We start from the raw sequence: 14,492 nt of genomic DNA on the forward strand, positions 1-14,492 counted from the left end.
ACTGTTAATGTTCCCCATAGCCCACATCGCCCATCTTCCCTTTAAAAATACGGTACTGAACAAACATATAAACAGCCACTAAAATGGCAGCAATTACAAACCAATATACACCAACTGACAATCCATATTCATGCGCAGCAACATTATAAAGCGTTAAGGAAGGATTTACATCATTGGTTGAAGGCAATACTTTTGGGAATATTGAGGCCACGGTAGTGGTTAATCCGCCAAATAGAAACAAGGAAGAAAACAAAAAACCCACGCCATCCTTCTTGAAGGATTTCACTTTAAACAAACCGAAAAGTCCCGTGAAAGCAATGAGTGGGAAAATCCAAAGCCATGGGCGTTCTATAAAGTTATGAAAAGGTTTTGGTTCAATGATATGCCAGCTAAATAAAGAAATTACTACCAAAGCCAACATCACAAAATTTAAATTAAAGATTACTTTTTTTAGCTTTTGATTTAAATCGGAATTGGTTTTGAAGATAATCCAATTTGCTCCGTGAATGGTTAATGCCACTACCCCTACCACCCCCAATAGCAGCGTAAACCAATCAATGATACCTAAATGTTCTGCATGGGGGCTAAAGGATGAATTCCAAAGTGGTAAAAAGAAATAATGGGGTTCGTGTTCAGAAACACCATCGGTTACCATTCCTAAATTCACGCCCCTAACTACATTTCCCAAAGCAATTCCAAAAAAAAGAGCCAATAGCAAACTTGCAATTCCAAAAGCTTTATCCCATATAGTTTCCCACATTTTGTTATGGATCTGCCCACGTAGTTCCAGACCAATTGCCCTAAAAATGAGGAGCCATAAAATCATAACCAACGGTAAGTAAAAGCCACTAAATGATGATGCGTATAAAGTGGGAAAAGCAAAAAACAACACACCTCCAGCAGCAATAAGCCAAACTTCGTTGGCATCCCAGAATGGGCCAATTGCGCTTGTAATAGCTTTTTTATCCTTTTCGGTTTTGGCAAAAAACAAATGGATGATGCCTGCACCAAAATCATAACCATCCAAAATAACATAGATGGTCAACATTGTCATTAAAACGATATACCAAAATAATTCCATAGTTAGATTTGTTTTGTGGTTTCAGGCCCTTTATTGATGATTTTTCCTGCTAGCATTAAAAATAGCAATCCCAATAACAAATAAAGACCAATAAAACCAAGCAAGGTGAATAATGTGTTTCCCGATGAGACGGTTGGCGAAATGCCATCAGCAGTTCGCAAGAGATTATAAACCAACCAAGGTTGCCTACCCAATTCTGCGGTGTACCACCCTGTAGTGTTCGCTATATATGGAAATGGCAACATAAACATCAGAGACCATAAAATCCATTTGGTTTTATAGAGTTTCTTTCGGAGCAATTGAATGCTTGCAAGAAGCATTAAAGCAATAAAAATTGTACCCAAGCCAACCATAATATGATATGAATAATACAATCCAGGAATGTTAGTGGGGTATATACTTTCATCAAATTCATTCAAGCCTTTTATTTTAGCATCCCATCGCTGATAAGTTAAAAAGCTCAACACATTTGGAACGGCAATTTTGTTGTCGAGTTTTTTATTTTCCGTATCTGGCTGACCAATTAAAATAATTTCAGAACCTTTATCTTCTGTTTCAAAAATTCCTTCCATAGCCGCGAAAGTTACAGGTTGATGTTTTACAACATTCTTAGCGGTCCAATCTCCTGTGGGAAAAGCCACCAAAACACTAGAAATCAAACCAAAAATCACTCCAGTTTTTACGAAAAGTTTTCCGAATTCACTATGTTTATTGCTTAACAGATAGAATGCGCCTATGGCTGCCACTACAAAAGATGCTGTAATAACTGAAGCCAATTGATTGTGCAAATAAGAAGGCAGCAACCAAGGGTTGGAAAACAGAGCCCCAAAATTGTTAAGCACAAATTTTCCATTCTCTAAAATTTCATAACCTACCGGATGTTGCATCCAAGAATGGGTAGCTATAATTAAATAACCACTAGCCCAAGACCCTAAAAACACTAGAAATCCCGTTAGGAAATGGAGCTTTTGACCCATTAATTTTTCTCCAAAAAGGAACAATCCCAAAAACGAAGATTCAAGGAAAAAGGAAAACATCCCCTCCATTGCAAGGGTCTGCCCTATAATACCCCCTGTAAGCTCTGAAAACTTTGCCCAATTGGTTCCAAATTGAAATTCCATTGGAATTCCGGTAACAACACCCATTGCAAAATTAAGTGCGAAAATCTTCATCCAAAATTTCGCGGCATCGTTGTATTTATCAATTTTGGTTCTTAGGAATTTCCATTTAAAATAGACAATCATTAAAGACAATCCCATGGTCAATTGTGGAAATAAATAGTGGAAAGTGATAGTAAATGCAAATTGCATTCTATCATAAAAGAGCATATCTTCCATACTTCAGAAAATTGATGGTGAAAATCTAAACAAAGATAAAAGATGCAGCTTCTTTATAATGCAACTTTTGTTACAGTTTGTAAAATATGCTGCTCCTTTTTCTACCTTTATCTAAATTATCCATATTTTGAACCTCAGAAAATACCAATCTATTTAAAACCATGATAGTCCACGACTTCAGCAACGAAAATTCTGTTCTCAACCAATTTGTTCTGGAAATGCGCGATGTTTCCATTCAAAAGGATTCCATGCGCTTTCGGAAAAATATTGAGCGTATTGGGGAAATTCTCAGTTATGAAATGAGCAAAACACTGCACTATAAAACGGAAGTGGTAAAAACGCCGTTGGGGGAAAAGGAAATGAAAGTACCCGAAACAGATATAGTAGTTTGTTCCATTTTACGGGCGGCCCTGCCCCTCCATACGGGGGTTATAAGTTTTTTTGACAAGGCCGAAAACGCCTACATCTCTGCATTCCGGCACCACGCGGATGGCGATGATGCCTTTGAAGTGGTAGTAAATTATCTGGCATCGCCCTCCATTGAGGGAAAAACCTTGATATTGACCGACCCGATGCTGGCAACGGGAAAAACGTTGGAAAACGTACTTAAAGCCTTTAAAAGTCACGGAACGCCAAAGCAAATCCATATTCTATCCATCATCGGCGCCAAACCGGGAATAGCTTATATCCAGGATAAATTTCCCGAAAATACACATCTTTGGATAGCAGCCGTAGATGAAAAACTAAACAGCCGAGGCTATATTCTGCCTGGCTTGGGCGATGCTGGCGATTTGGCGTTTGGTGTGAAACTGTGATTATTTAAAATCCTCAACATCGTCGCTTAGATCATAAACTTTTTCAATCTTTAACTCTTTCTCCAGAATACTGCTGCCGGCAGCGCTGCGGTATCCTCCTGCACAATGTACCACTATGGGTTTGTCGGTAGGAATTTCATCTGCTTTCTCGCGCAATTGATGTAGTGGAATAGCAATGGCTTTGTCAAAGAATTTCTCTTCGGATACCTCACTTTCATTACGGATATCAACAATGGTGTACTTTTCTGTATTCTTTTTGAAATCCTCCAAATTGAAAGCAGCCGATTTTTCAAAACTGGCACTCCCGAGGGTAAATACTGTTTTCACATTGGCTTCATAACCAATCTTAGCCGTACGGTGAAGAATTTTTTCAGCATTTTCAATGGAATCGACAACCAAATGGAATTTCTCAACGGGCCGTACAATAGACCCCAACCAGGTTTCAAACTTTGATGTGTCGGAAGTAGCCATAATATTTATACTGCCCGGCAAATGGTTTTTCTTAAAATCTTCCTCATCGCGAATATCAATAATCAGGGCACCATTTTCGACCTTTTCAACATTCACCTTAAATGAAATACCGCCCAATGCAGTCCGCAGGTTTTTTGCGCCGTTTTTGTTTACGTCCACATTATACCCAAAATAATGCGGGATAAAAGGTTGGGAATCCAGCAAATGGTTTACAAACTGCTCCTCTGTCTGTTTTTTGAATGCCCAATTGCCAATGCGTTCGTTGCCCAGCGTACTTGAGGAGGCGTCCTCGCTCATCCCTTTTCCGCAGAGCGAGCCTGCGCCATGGGCTGGATAAACATAGGCGATGTCCGGCAGGTCGGTGAATTTGTTTTGAATGGTATCATACATCATTTTTGCAAGTTCCTCGCGTTTGGCCTTCATATGGCCGGCCTTTTCGCGCAGGTCTGGGCGGCCCACATCGCCCACAAAAAGGGTATCTCCCGTAAAAAGGGCGGTCTTGTTTTCTTCCGTGGCAACAATGGTAACGCTATCGGGCGAATGGCCCGGGGTATTTATAGCCCTAAAAGTGGTATTGCCCATTTTAACCTCATCGCCATCGTCAAAAGAGACGTGTGGGTAATCAGCGCCCGTTTTCTCACTGCAATATAGTTTTGCACCAGTTTCATTGTGAATTTGAAGGTGTGAACTCACAAAATCGGCGTGAGGGTGGGTTTCAAATACCGCAACTATCTTGGCATTGTTTTCTTCGGCGTATTTGTAATACTGGATTGGGTTTCTTTCGGGATCTACCAAAGCCATTTTGCCATCGCTGATAATGGCGTATGAAAAATGTGAAAGAGGTTCGTATTCAAATTGTTTAATTTTCATAATCCTTTTTATTTAAATATAATAAAAATCAGCCTTGGGGACAAAACCCCAAGGCTGATTTTTTTAAGTGCTTAAATACTTTTCTTCGCCAAATACCAATCTACTTTTTCCAACGAATCGTCTGCCAATCTTTCATTAAGCTCATCCAATGTTTTTGGGGGCCCTACAATTACCTTATCCCCTTTTTTCCAATCCAAGGGCATTGCCACGCCATATTTATCTGATGTTTGAAGGGCATTCAGCGCACGTAAAATTTCATCCATATTTCTACCCACATTTAATGGATAGTACATTATTAAGCGTATTTTCTTATTGGGATCGATAAAAAATACCGCGCGTACGGCAGCTGTTTCACTTTCATTGGGTTGAAGCATCCCGTATAGTTTTGAAACCTTCATATCCAAATCTGCAATGATTGGGAAATCAAAATATACGCCTGTATTTTCCCTTACATTTTGAACCCAGCCCAAATGTGCGTGTATGCTATCTATACTCAAACCTAAAAGCTCTGTGTTGAGTGCGTCAAACTCACCCTTTCGCTGTGCGAAACCACTCATTTCGGTGGTGCAGACAGGTGTAAAATCGGCTGGATGCGAAAACATCACTACCCATTTGTCCTTGGCAAAGTCTGAGAACTTTATTTTTCCTTTTGTTGTAACTGCCTCAAAATCTGGTGCGTTATCTCCTATTCTCGGCATTGTGTTTACTTGTTGTAATTCTGAAGTTGTTTCCATAATAATTAATTTTAACTATTCTTTTTAAATTTTAGATAAAATTAAGCTATAATGAATTTGTGTACAGTAACATAAGTTACACTACTGTTTGACTATAAATTCCATATAGAAGATGAAGATGGCCATTACAAAAATAAAATAGCCAAAAGCCTTTTTCAGTTTTTTTCCATCGATAAAATTCCCGAGATAGCTACCGATGAAAATACCTATCAGTGATATTGTTGTGATGGTCAATAGAAAATTCCAATCTATCTGTCGTACCAGGGCATCGCCCAGAAAAAAACCAATCAATGAATTTAGCGCAATAATAATGAGTGAAGTCCCTACGGCCACCTTCATCTCTACATTGGCCAAAAGAACCAGGGCAGGTATTATCAAAAAGCCACCACCCGCACCAATGATACCTGTTACGGCGCCTAAAATCAATCCCTCAATCAATATTAAAGGATAGTTGTACTTTACTTTTCCAGTAGTTTTTTTGGTTAGATTTTTTTTTCCATTTAGCATGGAAAAGGCAGCGGGAATCATTAAAAGTGCGAAAAGACCAAACATCCCCATTCTTCGGGTGAGTTGGAATTGGCCTATGGTCAATAATACATCCGGCAAAGCGGGCACTAAATAATGCCTTACCAATGTAACCCCGATAATTGCCGGAAAACCAAATACAATTGCAGTCCGCAAATCTACATAGCCTTTGAAATATTGCTTTATTCCACCAACCAATGCGCTGGTTCCGACAATGAACAGTGAGTAAGCGGTCGCAGATTTTTCATCTACCGAAAATAAATAAGCCAAAACCGGTACTGCCAAAATAGAACCCCCGCCGCCAATAATGCCCAAGGATAAACCTATAAACAATGCGCTTATATATCCAAGGATTTCTATTAATGCCATAATTACGGGTTAAGGGTCAAAAATAGCTGGTTTAATTGAGGTATCAAGTAACATCGGTTACAATGTGGCTATGCCCTATTTTTTTGAAAGCATAAAAAACAGTTCATTTCCCGCTCTTTGTGGAATTGAATTATAAGCGACCTCCATTGTCTCTATTTTAAATTTTTCTTTAAAAAGGGAGAGATACTCTGTTTTATTTCCCCCGAAAGGAGGTTTGTCATCATTTAAGGGAATATTGAAAAGTAATCCTACCAACTTGCCATTTGGCTTGAGCAGTTTGTGCATTTTATTTACATATTCTTCACGAAGTGATGGTTCCAGCGCACAAAAAAAAGTCTGTTCCAAAATCAGGTCGAAGGTGTCCTCCAATTCAAAAAAGTCGGCGTGCAAAAGGTTTTCCTTAGGAAATGACGGGATGCGTTCCACAAGATTTTTTAAGGGAATTGATGAAATATCCACCACAAAAACATTGTTGAAACCGTTTTCAAAAAGGTATTCCGCCTCATAGGAATTACCGCCACCAGGGATCAAAATCTTTAAATTTTTATCTGAAAGTTGGTCGATGTATTCCTTTATTGGCTTAGAAACGCAGCCAATATCCCAGCCCGTTTCACCACTGAGGTATTTGTGGTTCCAAAAGGTTTCGTAATAATTCATATGCTAATTTTCAAAACGGATACTCCAAATGCCGCGCACTTCATTTTCGCCGTAGCCAGTAGCCTTATCCATTGGGTACAGTTCCTGTATCTTGGACAAAGTAAGGGTTTCCAGTTCCTTTCCGGGCGTGCCGTGACATTTTAAGCACATGGAATTGGTAACGATGGGGTAATAAAATTCTGTTTCCTTGCCCAAATCAACCACAATCGGGTTTACCTCGCCTCCGGCAGCCACTTGTTTTTTGAAGTTTTCAAGATATTGTAGCTCTGCGGCATTGGCTTTATTTTTTGGGTTTCTCGGTTTATCCGTAACGCGCTTAATATATGCTTTATGGACGGTAGCCATACTGTCTGTTATGGGCAAAGCCTGAACATTACAAAAGTCTAGGGCGGCAATAACCCCGTTTTTCTGGATTTGGCCCATCAGGTTCTTTCCCAATTCGGCTTTGGTGGTCTGGGCCATTTGCATGCCGCGTTCCTTCACGGAAGGTTGCGCATTTGTATTTTGGTTTTTACCCATTCCTTTACCATTTCCCATTCCGCGACCCATTCGGCCCTTCATCTGCGGTCGGTCGCCGTGCATTTGCTTGTAGTGGGCATCAAACCATTCGGGCTCTTCTATATCATTATCAAACATATAATCTGCAATTTGCTTGATAGTCTCCTCTGGATAGAATTGATAGGGCATTAAGCCAAATTTCTTGACCGCGCCGGGCATTTTTGATTTTTCCTCGGAAGGATTTTTTAAGAAATTGACGAAATTTTCCACAAACGCTTCCTTTGAAGTGTTTTCCGAAATATAATGCATCTTTACCGCTATCATAGGCGGGGCAATCATCGCTTCTTCCGAAATTTTTGGATTGTGGCAAACGTAACAGTTGTTTTCCATCAATTTCTTGCCGGGATGTTCCTGAGGGCTTGTAAGTATTAAGTTTTCTGCATTTTCGGCAATCGCTAAATATTCGCTGCGGGGATTGGTATTGCAGGCTGTGAATAAACTGATCAAAAATAATGTGGCTAAAAGTTTCATATTTTGAGTATAAAGTTGTGGACAATTCAAAAATAAAGGGAAACTTCACGCTTGGCAGTAACAAAAGTTACACTTCAAACTTTTTAAAATGAAATGATTAGGTATTACTCAAAAATTTAAAGAGAAACTATTTTAATGCTATTTCGGTTAAGTTCGATTTTCCCCATGGATTCCAGCTTCTTCAACAAACGCGACACCACCACGCGCGAGGTGTGAAGCTCATACGCAATTTCCTGATGCGTGGAATTGATCAGGGAATCATTGGTTACCTTTTTTTTGTTTTGAAGGTATTTCACCAAGCGCTCGTCCATATTGTAAAATGCGATGCTGTCAATGGTTTCAAGCATTTCGGTAAGGCGGGCGTGGTAACTTTGAAAAACGAAGTTGCGCCAACTTTTATACTTGCCCGTCCACTCCTCCATTTTTTGGATGGGTATCATAATCAAAGTGGTGTCGAGCTCTGCGATGGCTCGGATCTCGCTTTTGGTCTGCCCCAAACAACAGGTTAGGGTCATGGCACAGGTATCGCCGCGCTCCAAAAAATAGAGCAGCAGTTCGTCCCCGTCGTCGTCTTCCCTTAAAATTTTTATGGCCCCCTTGAGGAGCAAGGGTATGGAGCGTACGTAATCGCCAATCTCAATTACCTTTTCGCCTTCCTTTACTTCCTTTAAAACACCTACTTGGCCAATTTCATCAATTAGGGCGTCCTCAAAAATATGGGAGAAGTTTTCCTTTAAATTATCGAGCATTATCACTTTGTTTGGTTGGTTTTTTTTTTGACTTACGAAAATACCGAATTTAAAATTAATTTTTCCTGGCTTCCCGCCTTTCCTGTCGCTCCAGTTTTCTGAAATAACCGCGGAAAAGGAAATTGTGCCGCAGCGCTTCCATATTTTCATTCAATTTCTCGGCAGCTTCTTTTATATCCAGCATCGTGGAATCGATATTCTTGACCAAAACCTCATCTTGCGTAATGTAATTCAAAGCACCTTTTCCCGATTTTATTTCGGAGAGATAGGCATCGAGATTTTGGGTTATTTCATTAATGTCCTCGCTCGATTTTTCAAGATTGCTGAATACGCCCCTTATTTGGTTGGCAGAAACCGTATCGCTCAAAAGCACGGCCGCCGCACTTTCATCATAATTGACTTTTGAAATAAGGGCGTTAATGCGCGCAACCGCCGTGGAAGTACCCGCAGCGGTTTGTTTGAGTTCAATTACCGTCTGCCTTAAATCCTGGGCCAGCAAGGTATCGGTTACCAAGGCGCCCAAAGTGCCTTTGCCCTCAAGGATTTTATTGGTAATCTTCAACAGATCGGCGGTGAGCAAGGCGGCGTTTTCATTGGTGGTGTTCAGGGTGGAGAGCATATCGTCGGCGCCAATCTTGCTGTAAGACTGGATGGTATCGCCGGAAATTACGGGTTTGGCACTGGCAACTTTCCCTGGAATAATGTTCACGACCATGCTTCCCACCAAGCCATCGGAACCGATGGAAGCAATAGCATCGGTTTTAATGAATCTTGCCGTTTTTTCCTCAATCATCATTTGGATGGTGATGCTTCCCTCCTCGATCATTTCAATCTTGCTTACGGTGCCCACGTTTATACCGGAGTAACGCACGTTGTTGCCTATAATCAAACCATTTACGTTCCCAAAGGTAGCGTAGAGCGCAATGTTTTTGCTGAAAATATGCTGTCGGTTGCCGATGGAATAAAGCGCCGCAATAAGAATGGCGGTGCCCACCACTACGAAAAGACCGACTTTTATTTTTTGGGAAGTTGATTTAGCCATAATTTTTAGTTTTTAAAGAATGCCCGGGTTTGGGGATCGCTGGAATTTGACAGTTCATCATAAGTACCCTCGGCATAGTTGATTCCATCTACCAATAATATTATTCTATTCGATATTACCCTTGCGCAATCCACATCGTGGGTGATAATGAGGGAGGAGGTGTTATACTCTTTTTGGATGCTTCGCATAAGCTGGATAATCTCGTTTGCCGTAATGGGGTCCAAGCCCGTTGTGGGCTCATCGTACATTATTATTTTGGGTTTTAAAATTAGCGCCCGTGCCAGTGCTACCCTACGTTGCATTCCGCCGGAAAGTTCGGAAGGCATCAAATCGATGGTGTGCAGCAGTCCCACGCTTTTTAGCGCATCTTGTACGGATTGTTCCGTACTTTTAAAATCCTCAATTTTATCTTTGTGTCTTCGTAACGGAAACTCCAAGTTTTCCCGAACGGTCATTGAGTCGTACAAAGCACTGCCCTGAAAGAGGAAACCGATTTGAGTCCGCAGAAAATCCAATTCCCTTTGGCCCATGGTGATGATGTCGTGACCGTTAATGGTAATGCTTCCACTATCGGGCTGGATCAAGCCCACAATACACTTGACCATAACCGATTTCCCCGATCCAGACTTGCCCATAATCACCAGGTTTTCCCCTTTAAAAAGTTGAAGATTGAAACCTTTGAGCACATGGTTTTCGCCAAAGCTCTTATGGATATCTTTTAACTCAAGGACTGGTGTTTGGTTTTCTTTTTTCATTTAAACTTCAAAAAATATATCCGAAACAAATACGGCAATAAAATCTATTATAAATAATAACATTGAGGAATAAACTACCGCTGAATTTGAGGCTTCCCCTACCCCCACGGTACCTTTGGAACAATTGTAGCCTTTGTAGGTACCCATCAGGCCGATGGCAAAGCCAAAGAATACGGTCTTGACGGTTGCGGGAAGCACATCGCTAAAGCTTAAGGCGTCAAAAACCTTATTAAAATAAAGCGTATAGGAAACATCTCCCTTTAAATTCTCAATTATCGCAGATCCGAATAATGCGACGGTATCTCCCGCAATTACGAGCAAGGGCAACATTAAGGTAACCGCCAATATTCTGGTAACCACCAAATATTTGAACGGATTGGTGCCCGAGACCTCCATAGCGTCTATCTGCTCGGTTACACGCATGGAGCCGAGTTCCGCACCTATTCCGGAGCCAATCCTTCCCGCGCAGATCAAGGCGATTATTACCGGGCCGATTTCCCGCACTATGGAAATACTGATCATGGATGGCATCCACGAGGCCGCGCCAAGATCGGTCAAAGTGGGCCGCGATTGAAGCGTAAAGACCAAGCCCAAAATAAAACCCGTCACCATTACCAAAAACAGGGAGCGGATGCCCATATTGTAGCATTGACGTATCAATTCCCTAAATTCAAATGGCGGACTGAACAATTCCCGAAAAAAACGGCCGGCAAATAAGGTCATATCGCCAATTTCGGCGAAAAACGATTTTGTGCGGGTTATAAGGGAGTTTTCTTTTTTCATATACAACAGGGAAACCCAAAGATAATCCTAAGGATAGGGAATAACTATGACAAACATCAGCAATAAATTTAATTAACAGATTCAAAATCTTATTCTTAGCAAACAGATACCATCCAAATTTAACTATCAATTTTGAGCTCGATTATGACTTTGGTCAGGGTTTATTTGCTTTAATTTTTACAAATTTGTTATCAAAATTTAGAACAATGACGAATCTTGGTTTAGTCCTTTCCGGTGGCGGAGCAAGGGGCGCCGCGCATATCGGGGTATTAAAGGCATTGGAGGAGCACGGCATTTCACCCACCCACGTTTCGGGCACCAGTGTGGGCGCCATTGTGGGAGCGCTGTATTCGGCGGGGGTCCATTGGTCTGAAATATTAAAATTCTTTAAAACCGTTTCAATTTTTACCACCAAAAGATTTGCTTTCACCAAACCGGGGTTTTTGGATACCGAAAAGTTTTATGACGACCTAAAGGTGTTTTTTCCGAGGGATAATTTTGACGCCCTTGAAAAATCGCTCTTTATAACCGCGACCAATGTGATTTCGGGAAATTTAAAAATTTTCAGCAAAGGGCAGCTTATAAAACCGGTTATAGCTTCCGCTTCCTTTCCGGGTGTTTTTACCCCAACCGAGATTAATGGTTCGTACTATATAGATGGGGGAATACTGAATAACTTTCCCGTGGAGCCGCTAAAGCAACACTGCGATACAATTATTGGGGTGTATATCAACTCCCTACAGAAAATCAGCATCAAGGATTTGAATCATTCCTATAATGTTGCCGATAGGGCACTTAAAATCAGGGCGGTTTCAGATTCTATAAGAAAATTCCCCGAATGCGATTTGGTTATTGCGCCCAAAGATGTGGGAGGCTTTGCCATATTCGGTATGAGCAATACGGATGCTATTTTTGAAATGGGGTATTCTGAAGCGATGACCGCTTTAAAGGAAAACGAAAACCTATTTAAGAATTGACTACAATTCAATTTCAAGTTGGATTGGGCAGTGGTCGGAGCCATAATATTCCGATAATATTGCTACATTTTTTATTTTTTCGAGCAAGGGTTCACTTACCAAAAAATAATCTATGCGCCACCCACTATTGCGCTCCCGAGCCTTAAACCGATAGCTCCAGTAGGTGTAGGCTACGCTATCCGGATGGAAATGCCGATAGGTATCCACAAAACCTGCGTTGAGCAAATTGTCCATTCCGTCAATTTCAATTTGGGTATAACCGGCCGTTTTGTTGTAATTGGCCTTGTCATTTTTAAGGTCAATGGGGCGGTGGGCAACATTTAAATCGCCGCAAAGAATTACAGGCTTTGATTTTTTCAAATTTATAAGATAGCTTCGGAAGTCGTCATCCCAAGTCTTTCTATAATCCAGCCTTTCCAGTTGTTGCCCAGAATTGGGAACATATACATTGACCAAAAAGAAGGTCTCAAATTCCAAACAGATTACCCGGCCTTCGTTGTCGTGTTCCGCAACGCCCATATCGTACGTAACTGCCAAGGGTTCCTTTTTGCTCAAGACCGCAACACCAGAATAGCCTTTCCGCTCTGCCGAATTGTAATATTGGTGATAGTGGGTGATTTTGGACAAAGCCGTTTTTACCTCGTCATCCTGGGCCTTGGTTTCCTGAAAGCAGATAATATCTGGATCCATTTTTGAAAAATCCCCAAAGAAATCCTTTTTGGTTATCGCCCTTACGCCGTTGATGTTCCACGAGATTATTTTCATAGCATCTGTTCTTTTTGTAAATATCTGAAAGGTGGAGAGAAATTGCAATTATATACCTGTGAAATATTCGCAATTGCACAACTTAAGCGACACATCTATAAATTACAATAATCACCGCAATACCAAAAATGGTAGTATAAATCAATTTATTGTATTTCGCCAACCAATTGGGAAGGAAAATATCGAAGTTGGCCTTGGAGGAGTCAGAGTACTTTCGGGCAATAATCGTAAGCGGACAAAACATTCTAAAAGCCAGCAAAACCAAGCCTTCCAACAAAACAATGGCTATGCAGATCCAGACCCATTTGTCAATTTTATTGGCGATGGCGGCGTATAAAAGATAGAAAATCACCACATTAAAAAACAGCCAAACAACCGTGTGGAGGCTTTTTATAAACAGCAGTTTCTTGTTTTTTGAATAGGCCATTTTCCTAATCTGAAATTTTCAAATTATACTGAACATCCTGTAAATAGAATTTTCCGTAAACAAAATCGCCATCGGGAAAGTGCCAAACGGCATCGGCAGCAACGGGCAGTTTATAGCCATTGACCGTACCGTATTCGGTAACCGGGGTTGAAAACGGGACGTTTTGGTTGGAATTCACATCCACCCTGTCTTCCGAAATAAAATTGATCAATCGCCCACTCTCGTCGAATTTCAAAATCGCCGATACTGAAACTTCTCCATTATGGAAAACAGCCTTTACCGAATTATTATCCAAGGTGTGCCACTCGATACGTTTGTCAATCAAGGCTGCTGGCGCAAAAAGGCACATATCGTTAAAAAAAGTGACGGTCTCGGTCTTGAACATTTCGGGTTCCGCGATATTTACCACAGGAAAAACGGACAGCAGTTTTATGAGCATCGATGCCTTTCCCTCTTTATACCGATGGTAACCCTGGGTGGGCAAGCCTTTGAAATTGGCTTTCATAAAAAACAAGCGCGTGGGATCTTCAAAAAAATTATACTGTTCCGAAGTGAACGCGAACCAATCCTTTCCCTTTTCCCGCATTTCCCCTTTAAAAATAGCTCTTGCAGTTTTTATTTTAGGTTTACCGATTGCACCGACGTATTTCAGGTAGTTCTGAACCAGAATAGGAAGCTGGGCAATATCGGCTTCAGAGATTATTTCTTCGGAAATGTTCACGCTTTCAAAAGATTGGGAAACTTCTTTTTTAAATTCCCATTCAAAATTCCAGTTCGCCATTGTCAGAAGGGCTACAATAAGAACGATCAAATTGGCGATAGTACCAAATTTGGCGTCCTGCCAATTCACAATAATCAAAACCTGAGATACTACTACAGCGGCTATAGCAATCCAAAACCAAAGATTGTTTTTCAACAGAAATAGAATTCCTATCGTTATAAAAGTCAAAGCGACCGCGAGCCATAAAAGACCTTGCGGTTTTGAGAAATTTTGTGACAATTGTGGAATTTCGGCGAAGTCAAAAGCCTTTAAAAAGCCCATTAAATGAATAAGGCCGTGGAGTAAAAGAAGAATGAAGAATGCAATTTTCATTTAAAATGCTTTT

The 14,492-nt window shown here is 40.8% G+C and carries 16 protein-coding genes; 2 read left to right on the forward strand and 14 right to left on the reverse strand.

What is annotated here, in order from left to right; translation table 11 throughout:
- Positions 1-4: 4 nt before the first annotated feature.
- Both cydB and MB09_RS06460 read right to left on the reverse strand, forming a co-directional pair.
- Complete coding sequence (cydB, locus tag MB09_RS06455; protein ID WP_045080061.1) at positions 5-1,081, reverse strand: cytochrome d ubiquinol oxidase subunit II; 1,077 nt, start codon at positions 1,079-1,081, stop codon at positions 5-7.
- A 2-nt stretch (positions 1,082-1,083) separates the two neighbouring features.
- The gene (locus MB09_RS06460) at positions 1,084-2,418 is read right to left on the reverse strand and encodes a cytochrome ubiquinol oxidase subunit I (RefSeq protein ID WP_045080062.1); all 1,335 of its coding nucleotides are present in this window, start codon (positions 2,416-2,418) and stop codon (positions 1,084-1,086) included.
- A gap of 161 nt (positions 2,419-2,579) precedes the next feature.
- On the opposite strand from MB09_RS06460, the gene upp reads away from it, so the two are divergent.
- Positions 2,580-3,233, forward strand: coding sequence for a uracil phosphoribosyltransferase (gene upp / locus MB09_RS06465; RefSeq protein ID WP_045080063.1), 654 nt, complete (start codon positions 2,580-2,582; stop codon positions 3,231-3,233).
- On the opposite strand, the gene MB09_RS06470 is transcribed toward upp, so the two are convergent.
- From MB09_RS06470 to MB09_RS06510, 9 genes are all read right to left on the reverse strand, one after another.
- Complete coding sequence (locus MB09_RS06470; protein ID WP_045080064.1) at positions 3,234-4,574, reverse strand: MBL fold metallo-hydrolase; 1,341 nt, start codon at positions 4,572-4,574, stop codon at positions 3,234-3,236.
- Positions 4,575-4,645: 71 nt separating this feature from the next.
- Entirely contained in the window at positions 4,646-5,308 is a 663-nt protein-coding gene (locus tag MB09_RS06475) for a peroxiredoxin (protein ID WP_045080065.1), read from the reverse strand.
- Positions 5,309-5,389: 81 nt separating this feature from the next.
- Positions 5,390-6,202 carry a sulfite exporter TauE/SafE family protein gene (locus tag MB09_RS06480; RefSeq protein WP_045080066.1) on the reverse strand — a complete coding sequence of 271 codons (813 nt, stop codon included), beginning with the start codon at positions 6,200-6,202 and terminating at the stop codon, positions 5,390-5,392.
- 75 nt (positions 6,203-6,277) lie between these two features.
- Complete coding sequence (locus MB09_RS06485) at positions 6,278-6,859, reverse strand: methyltransferase (protein ID WP_045080067.1); 582 nt, start codon at positions 6,857-6,859, stop codon at positions 6,278-6,280.
- 3 nt (positions 6,860-6,862) lie between these two features.
- Positions 6,863-7,888, reverse strand: a complete 1,026-nt coding sequence (locus MB09_RS06490; protein WP_045080068.1) for a c-type heme family protein — start codon at positions 7,886-7,888, stop codon at positions 6,863-6,865.
- Between the two features lie 116 nt (positions 7,889-8,004).
- Entirely contained in the window at positions 8,005-8,637 is a 633-nt protein-coding gene (locus MB09_RS06495; protein WP_045080190.1) for a Crp/Fnr family transcriptional regulator, read from the reverse strand.
- Positions 8,638-8,692: 55 nt separating this feature from the next.
- A complete protein-coding gene (locus tag MB09_RS06500) occupies positions 8,693-9,679 on the reverse strand; it encodes an MlaD family protein (protein ID WP_045080069.1) in 987 nt (328 codons plus the stop codon).
- Between the two features lie 5 nt (positions 9,680-9,684).
- A complete protein-coding gene (locus MB09_RS06505) occupies positions 9,685-10,434 on the reverse strand; it encodes an ABC transporter ATP-binding protein (RefSeq protein ID WP_045080070.1) in 750 nt (249 codons plus the stop codon).
- On the reverse strand, positions 10,435-11,217 hold the full coding sequence (locus MB09_RS06510; RefSeq protein WP_045080071.1) for an MlaE family ABC transporter permease: 783 nt from the start codon (positions 11,215-11,217) through the stop codon (positions 10,435-10,437).
- Positions 11,218-11,423: 206 nt separating this feature from the next.
- Here MB09_RS06510 and MB09_RS06515 point away from each other — a divergent pair, with 206 nt between their 5' ends.
- Positions 11,424-12,194, forward strand: a complete 771-nt coding sequence (locus MB09_RS06515) for a patatin-like phospholipase family protein (protein WP_045080072.1) — start codon at positions 11,424-11,426, stop codon at positions 12,192-12,194.
- Here the strand turns inward: MB09_RS06515 and MB09_RS06520 are convergent, their stop codons facing one another.
- The 3 genes from MB09_RS06520 to MB09_RS06530 all read right to left on the reverse strand — a co-directional run bounded on the left by MB09_RS06520 (position 12,195) and on the right by MB09_RS06530 (position 14,479).
- Positions 12,195-12,959: an exodeoxyribonuclease III gene (locus MB09_RS06520; protein WP_045080073.1), complete on the reverse strand. Its 765-nt coding sequence runs from the start codon at positions 12,957-12,959 to the stop codon at positions 12,195-12,197. It lies immediately after the preceding gene.
- An 82-nt stretch (positions 12,960-13,041) separates the two neighbouring features.
- On the reverse strand, positions 13,042-13,386 hold the full coding sequence (locus tag MB09_RS06525) for a hypothetical protein (RefSeq protein ID WP_045080074.1): 345 nt from the start codon (positions 13,384-13,386) through the stop codon (positions 13,042-13,044).
- A gap of 4 nt (positions 13,387-13,390) precedes the next feature.
- The gene (locus tag MB09_RS06530) at positions 13,391-14,479 is read right to left on the reverse strand and encodes a DUF6544 family protein (RefSeq protein WP_045080075.1); all 1,089 of its coding nucleotides are present in this window, start codon (positions 14,477-14,479) and stop codon (positions 13,391-13,393) included.
- Positions 14,480-14,492 lie beyond the last annotated feature (13 nt).

This window comes from Aequorivita vladivostokensis, assembly GCF_000952855.1.
In the GTDB taxonomy this organism is placed as follows: Bacteria; Bacteroidota; Bacteroidia; order Flavobacteriales; family Flavobacteriaceae; genus Aequorivita; species Aequorivita vladivostokensis.

Coding starts and splice junctions, on each gene's coding strand:
- cydB (WP_045080061.1), bottom strand. CDS start 1,081: ATGGAATTATTTTGGTATATCGTTTTAATGACAATGTTGACCATCTAT.
- MB09_RS06460 (WP_045080062.1), bottom strand. CDS start 2,418: ATGGAAGATATGCTCTTTTATGATAGAATGCAATTTGCATTTACTATC.
- upp (WP_045080063.1), top strand. CDS start 2,580: ATGATAGTCCACGACTTCAGCAACGAAAATTCTGTTCTCAACCAATTT.
- MB09_RS06470 (WP_045080064.1), bottom strand. CDS start 4,574: ATGAAAATTAAACAATTTGAATACGAACCTCTTTCACATTTTTCATAC.
- MB09_RS06475 (WP_045080065.1), bottom strand. CDS start 5,308: ATGGAAACAACTTCAGAATTACAACAAGTAAACACAATGCCGAGAATA.
- MB09_RS06480 (WP_045080066.1), bottom strand. CDS start 6,202: ATGGCATTAATAGAAATCCTTGGATATATAAGCGCATTGTTTATAGGT.
- MB09_RS06485 (WP_045080067.1), bottom strand. CDS start 6,859: ATGAATTATTACGAAACCTTTTGGAACCACAAATACCTCAGTGGTGAA.
- MB09_RS06490 (WP_045080068.1), bottom strand. CDS start 7,888: ATGAAACTTTTAGCCACATTATTTTTGATCAGTTTATTCACAGCCTGC.
- MB09_RS06495 (WP_045080190.1), bottom strand. CDS start 8,637: ATGCTCGATAATTTAAAGGAAAACTTCTCCCATATTTTTGAGGACGCC.
- MB09_RS06500 (WP_045080069.1), bottom strand. CDS start 9,679: ATGGCTAAATCAACTTCCCAAAAAATAAAAGTCGGTCTTTTCGTAGTG.
- MB09_RS06505 (WP_045080070.1), bottom strand. CDS start 10,434: ATGAAAAAAGAAAACCAAACACCAGTCCTTGAGTTAAAAGATATCCAT.
- MB09_RS06510 (WP_045080071.1), bottom strand. CDS start 11,217: ATGAAAAAAGAAAACTCCCTTATAACCCGCACAAAATCGTTTTTCGCC.
- MB09_RS06515 (WP_045080072.1), top strand. CDS start 11,424: ATGACGAATCTTGGTTTAGTCCTTTCCGGTGGCGGAGCAAGGGGCGCC.
- MB09_RS06520 (WP_045080073.1), bottom strand. CDS start 12,959: ATGAAAATAATCTCGTGGAACATCAACGGCGTAAGGGCGATAACCAAA.
- MB09_RS06525 (WP_045080074.1), bottom strand. CDS start 13,386: ATGGCCTATTCAAAAAACAAGAAACTGCTGTTTATAAAAAGCCTCCAC.
- MB09_RS06530 (WP_045080075.1), bottom strand. CDS start 14,479: ATGAAAATTGCATTCTTCATTCTTCTTTTACTCCACGGCCTTATTCAT.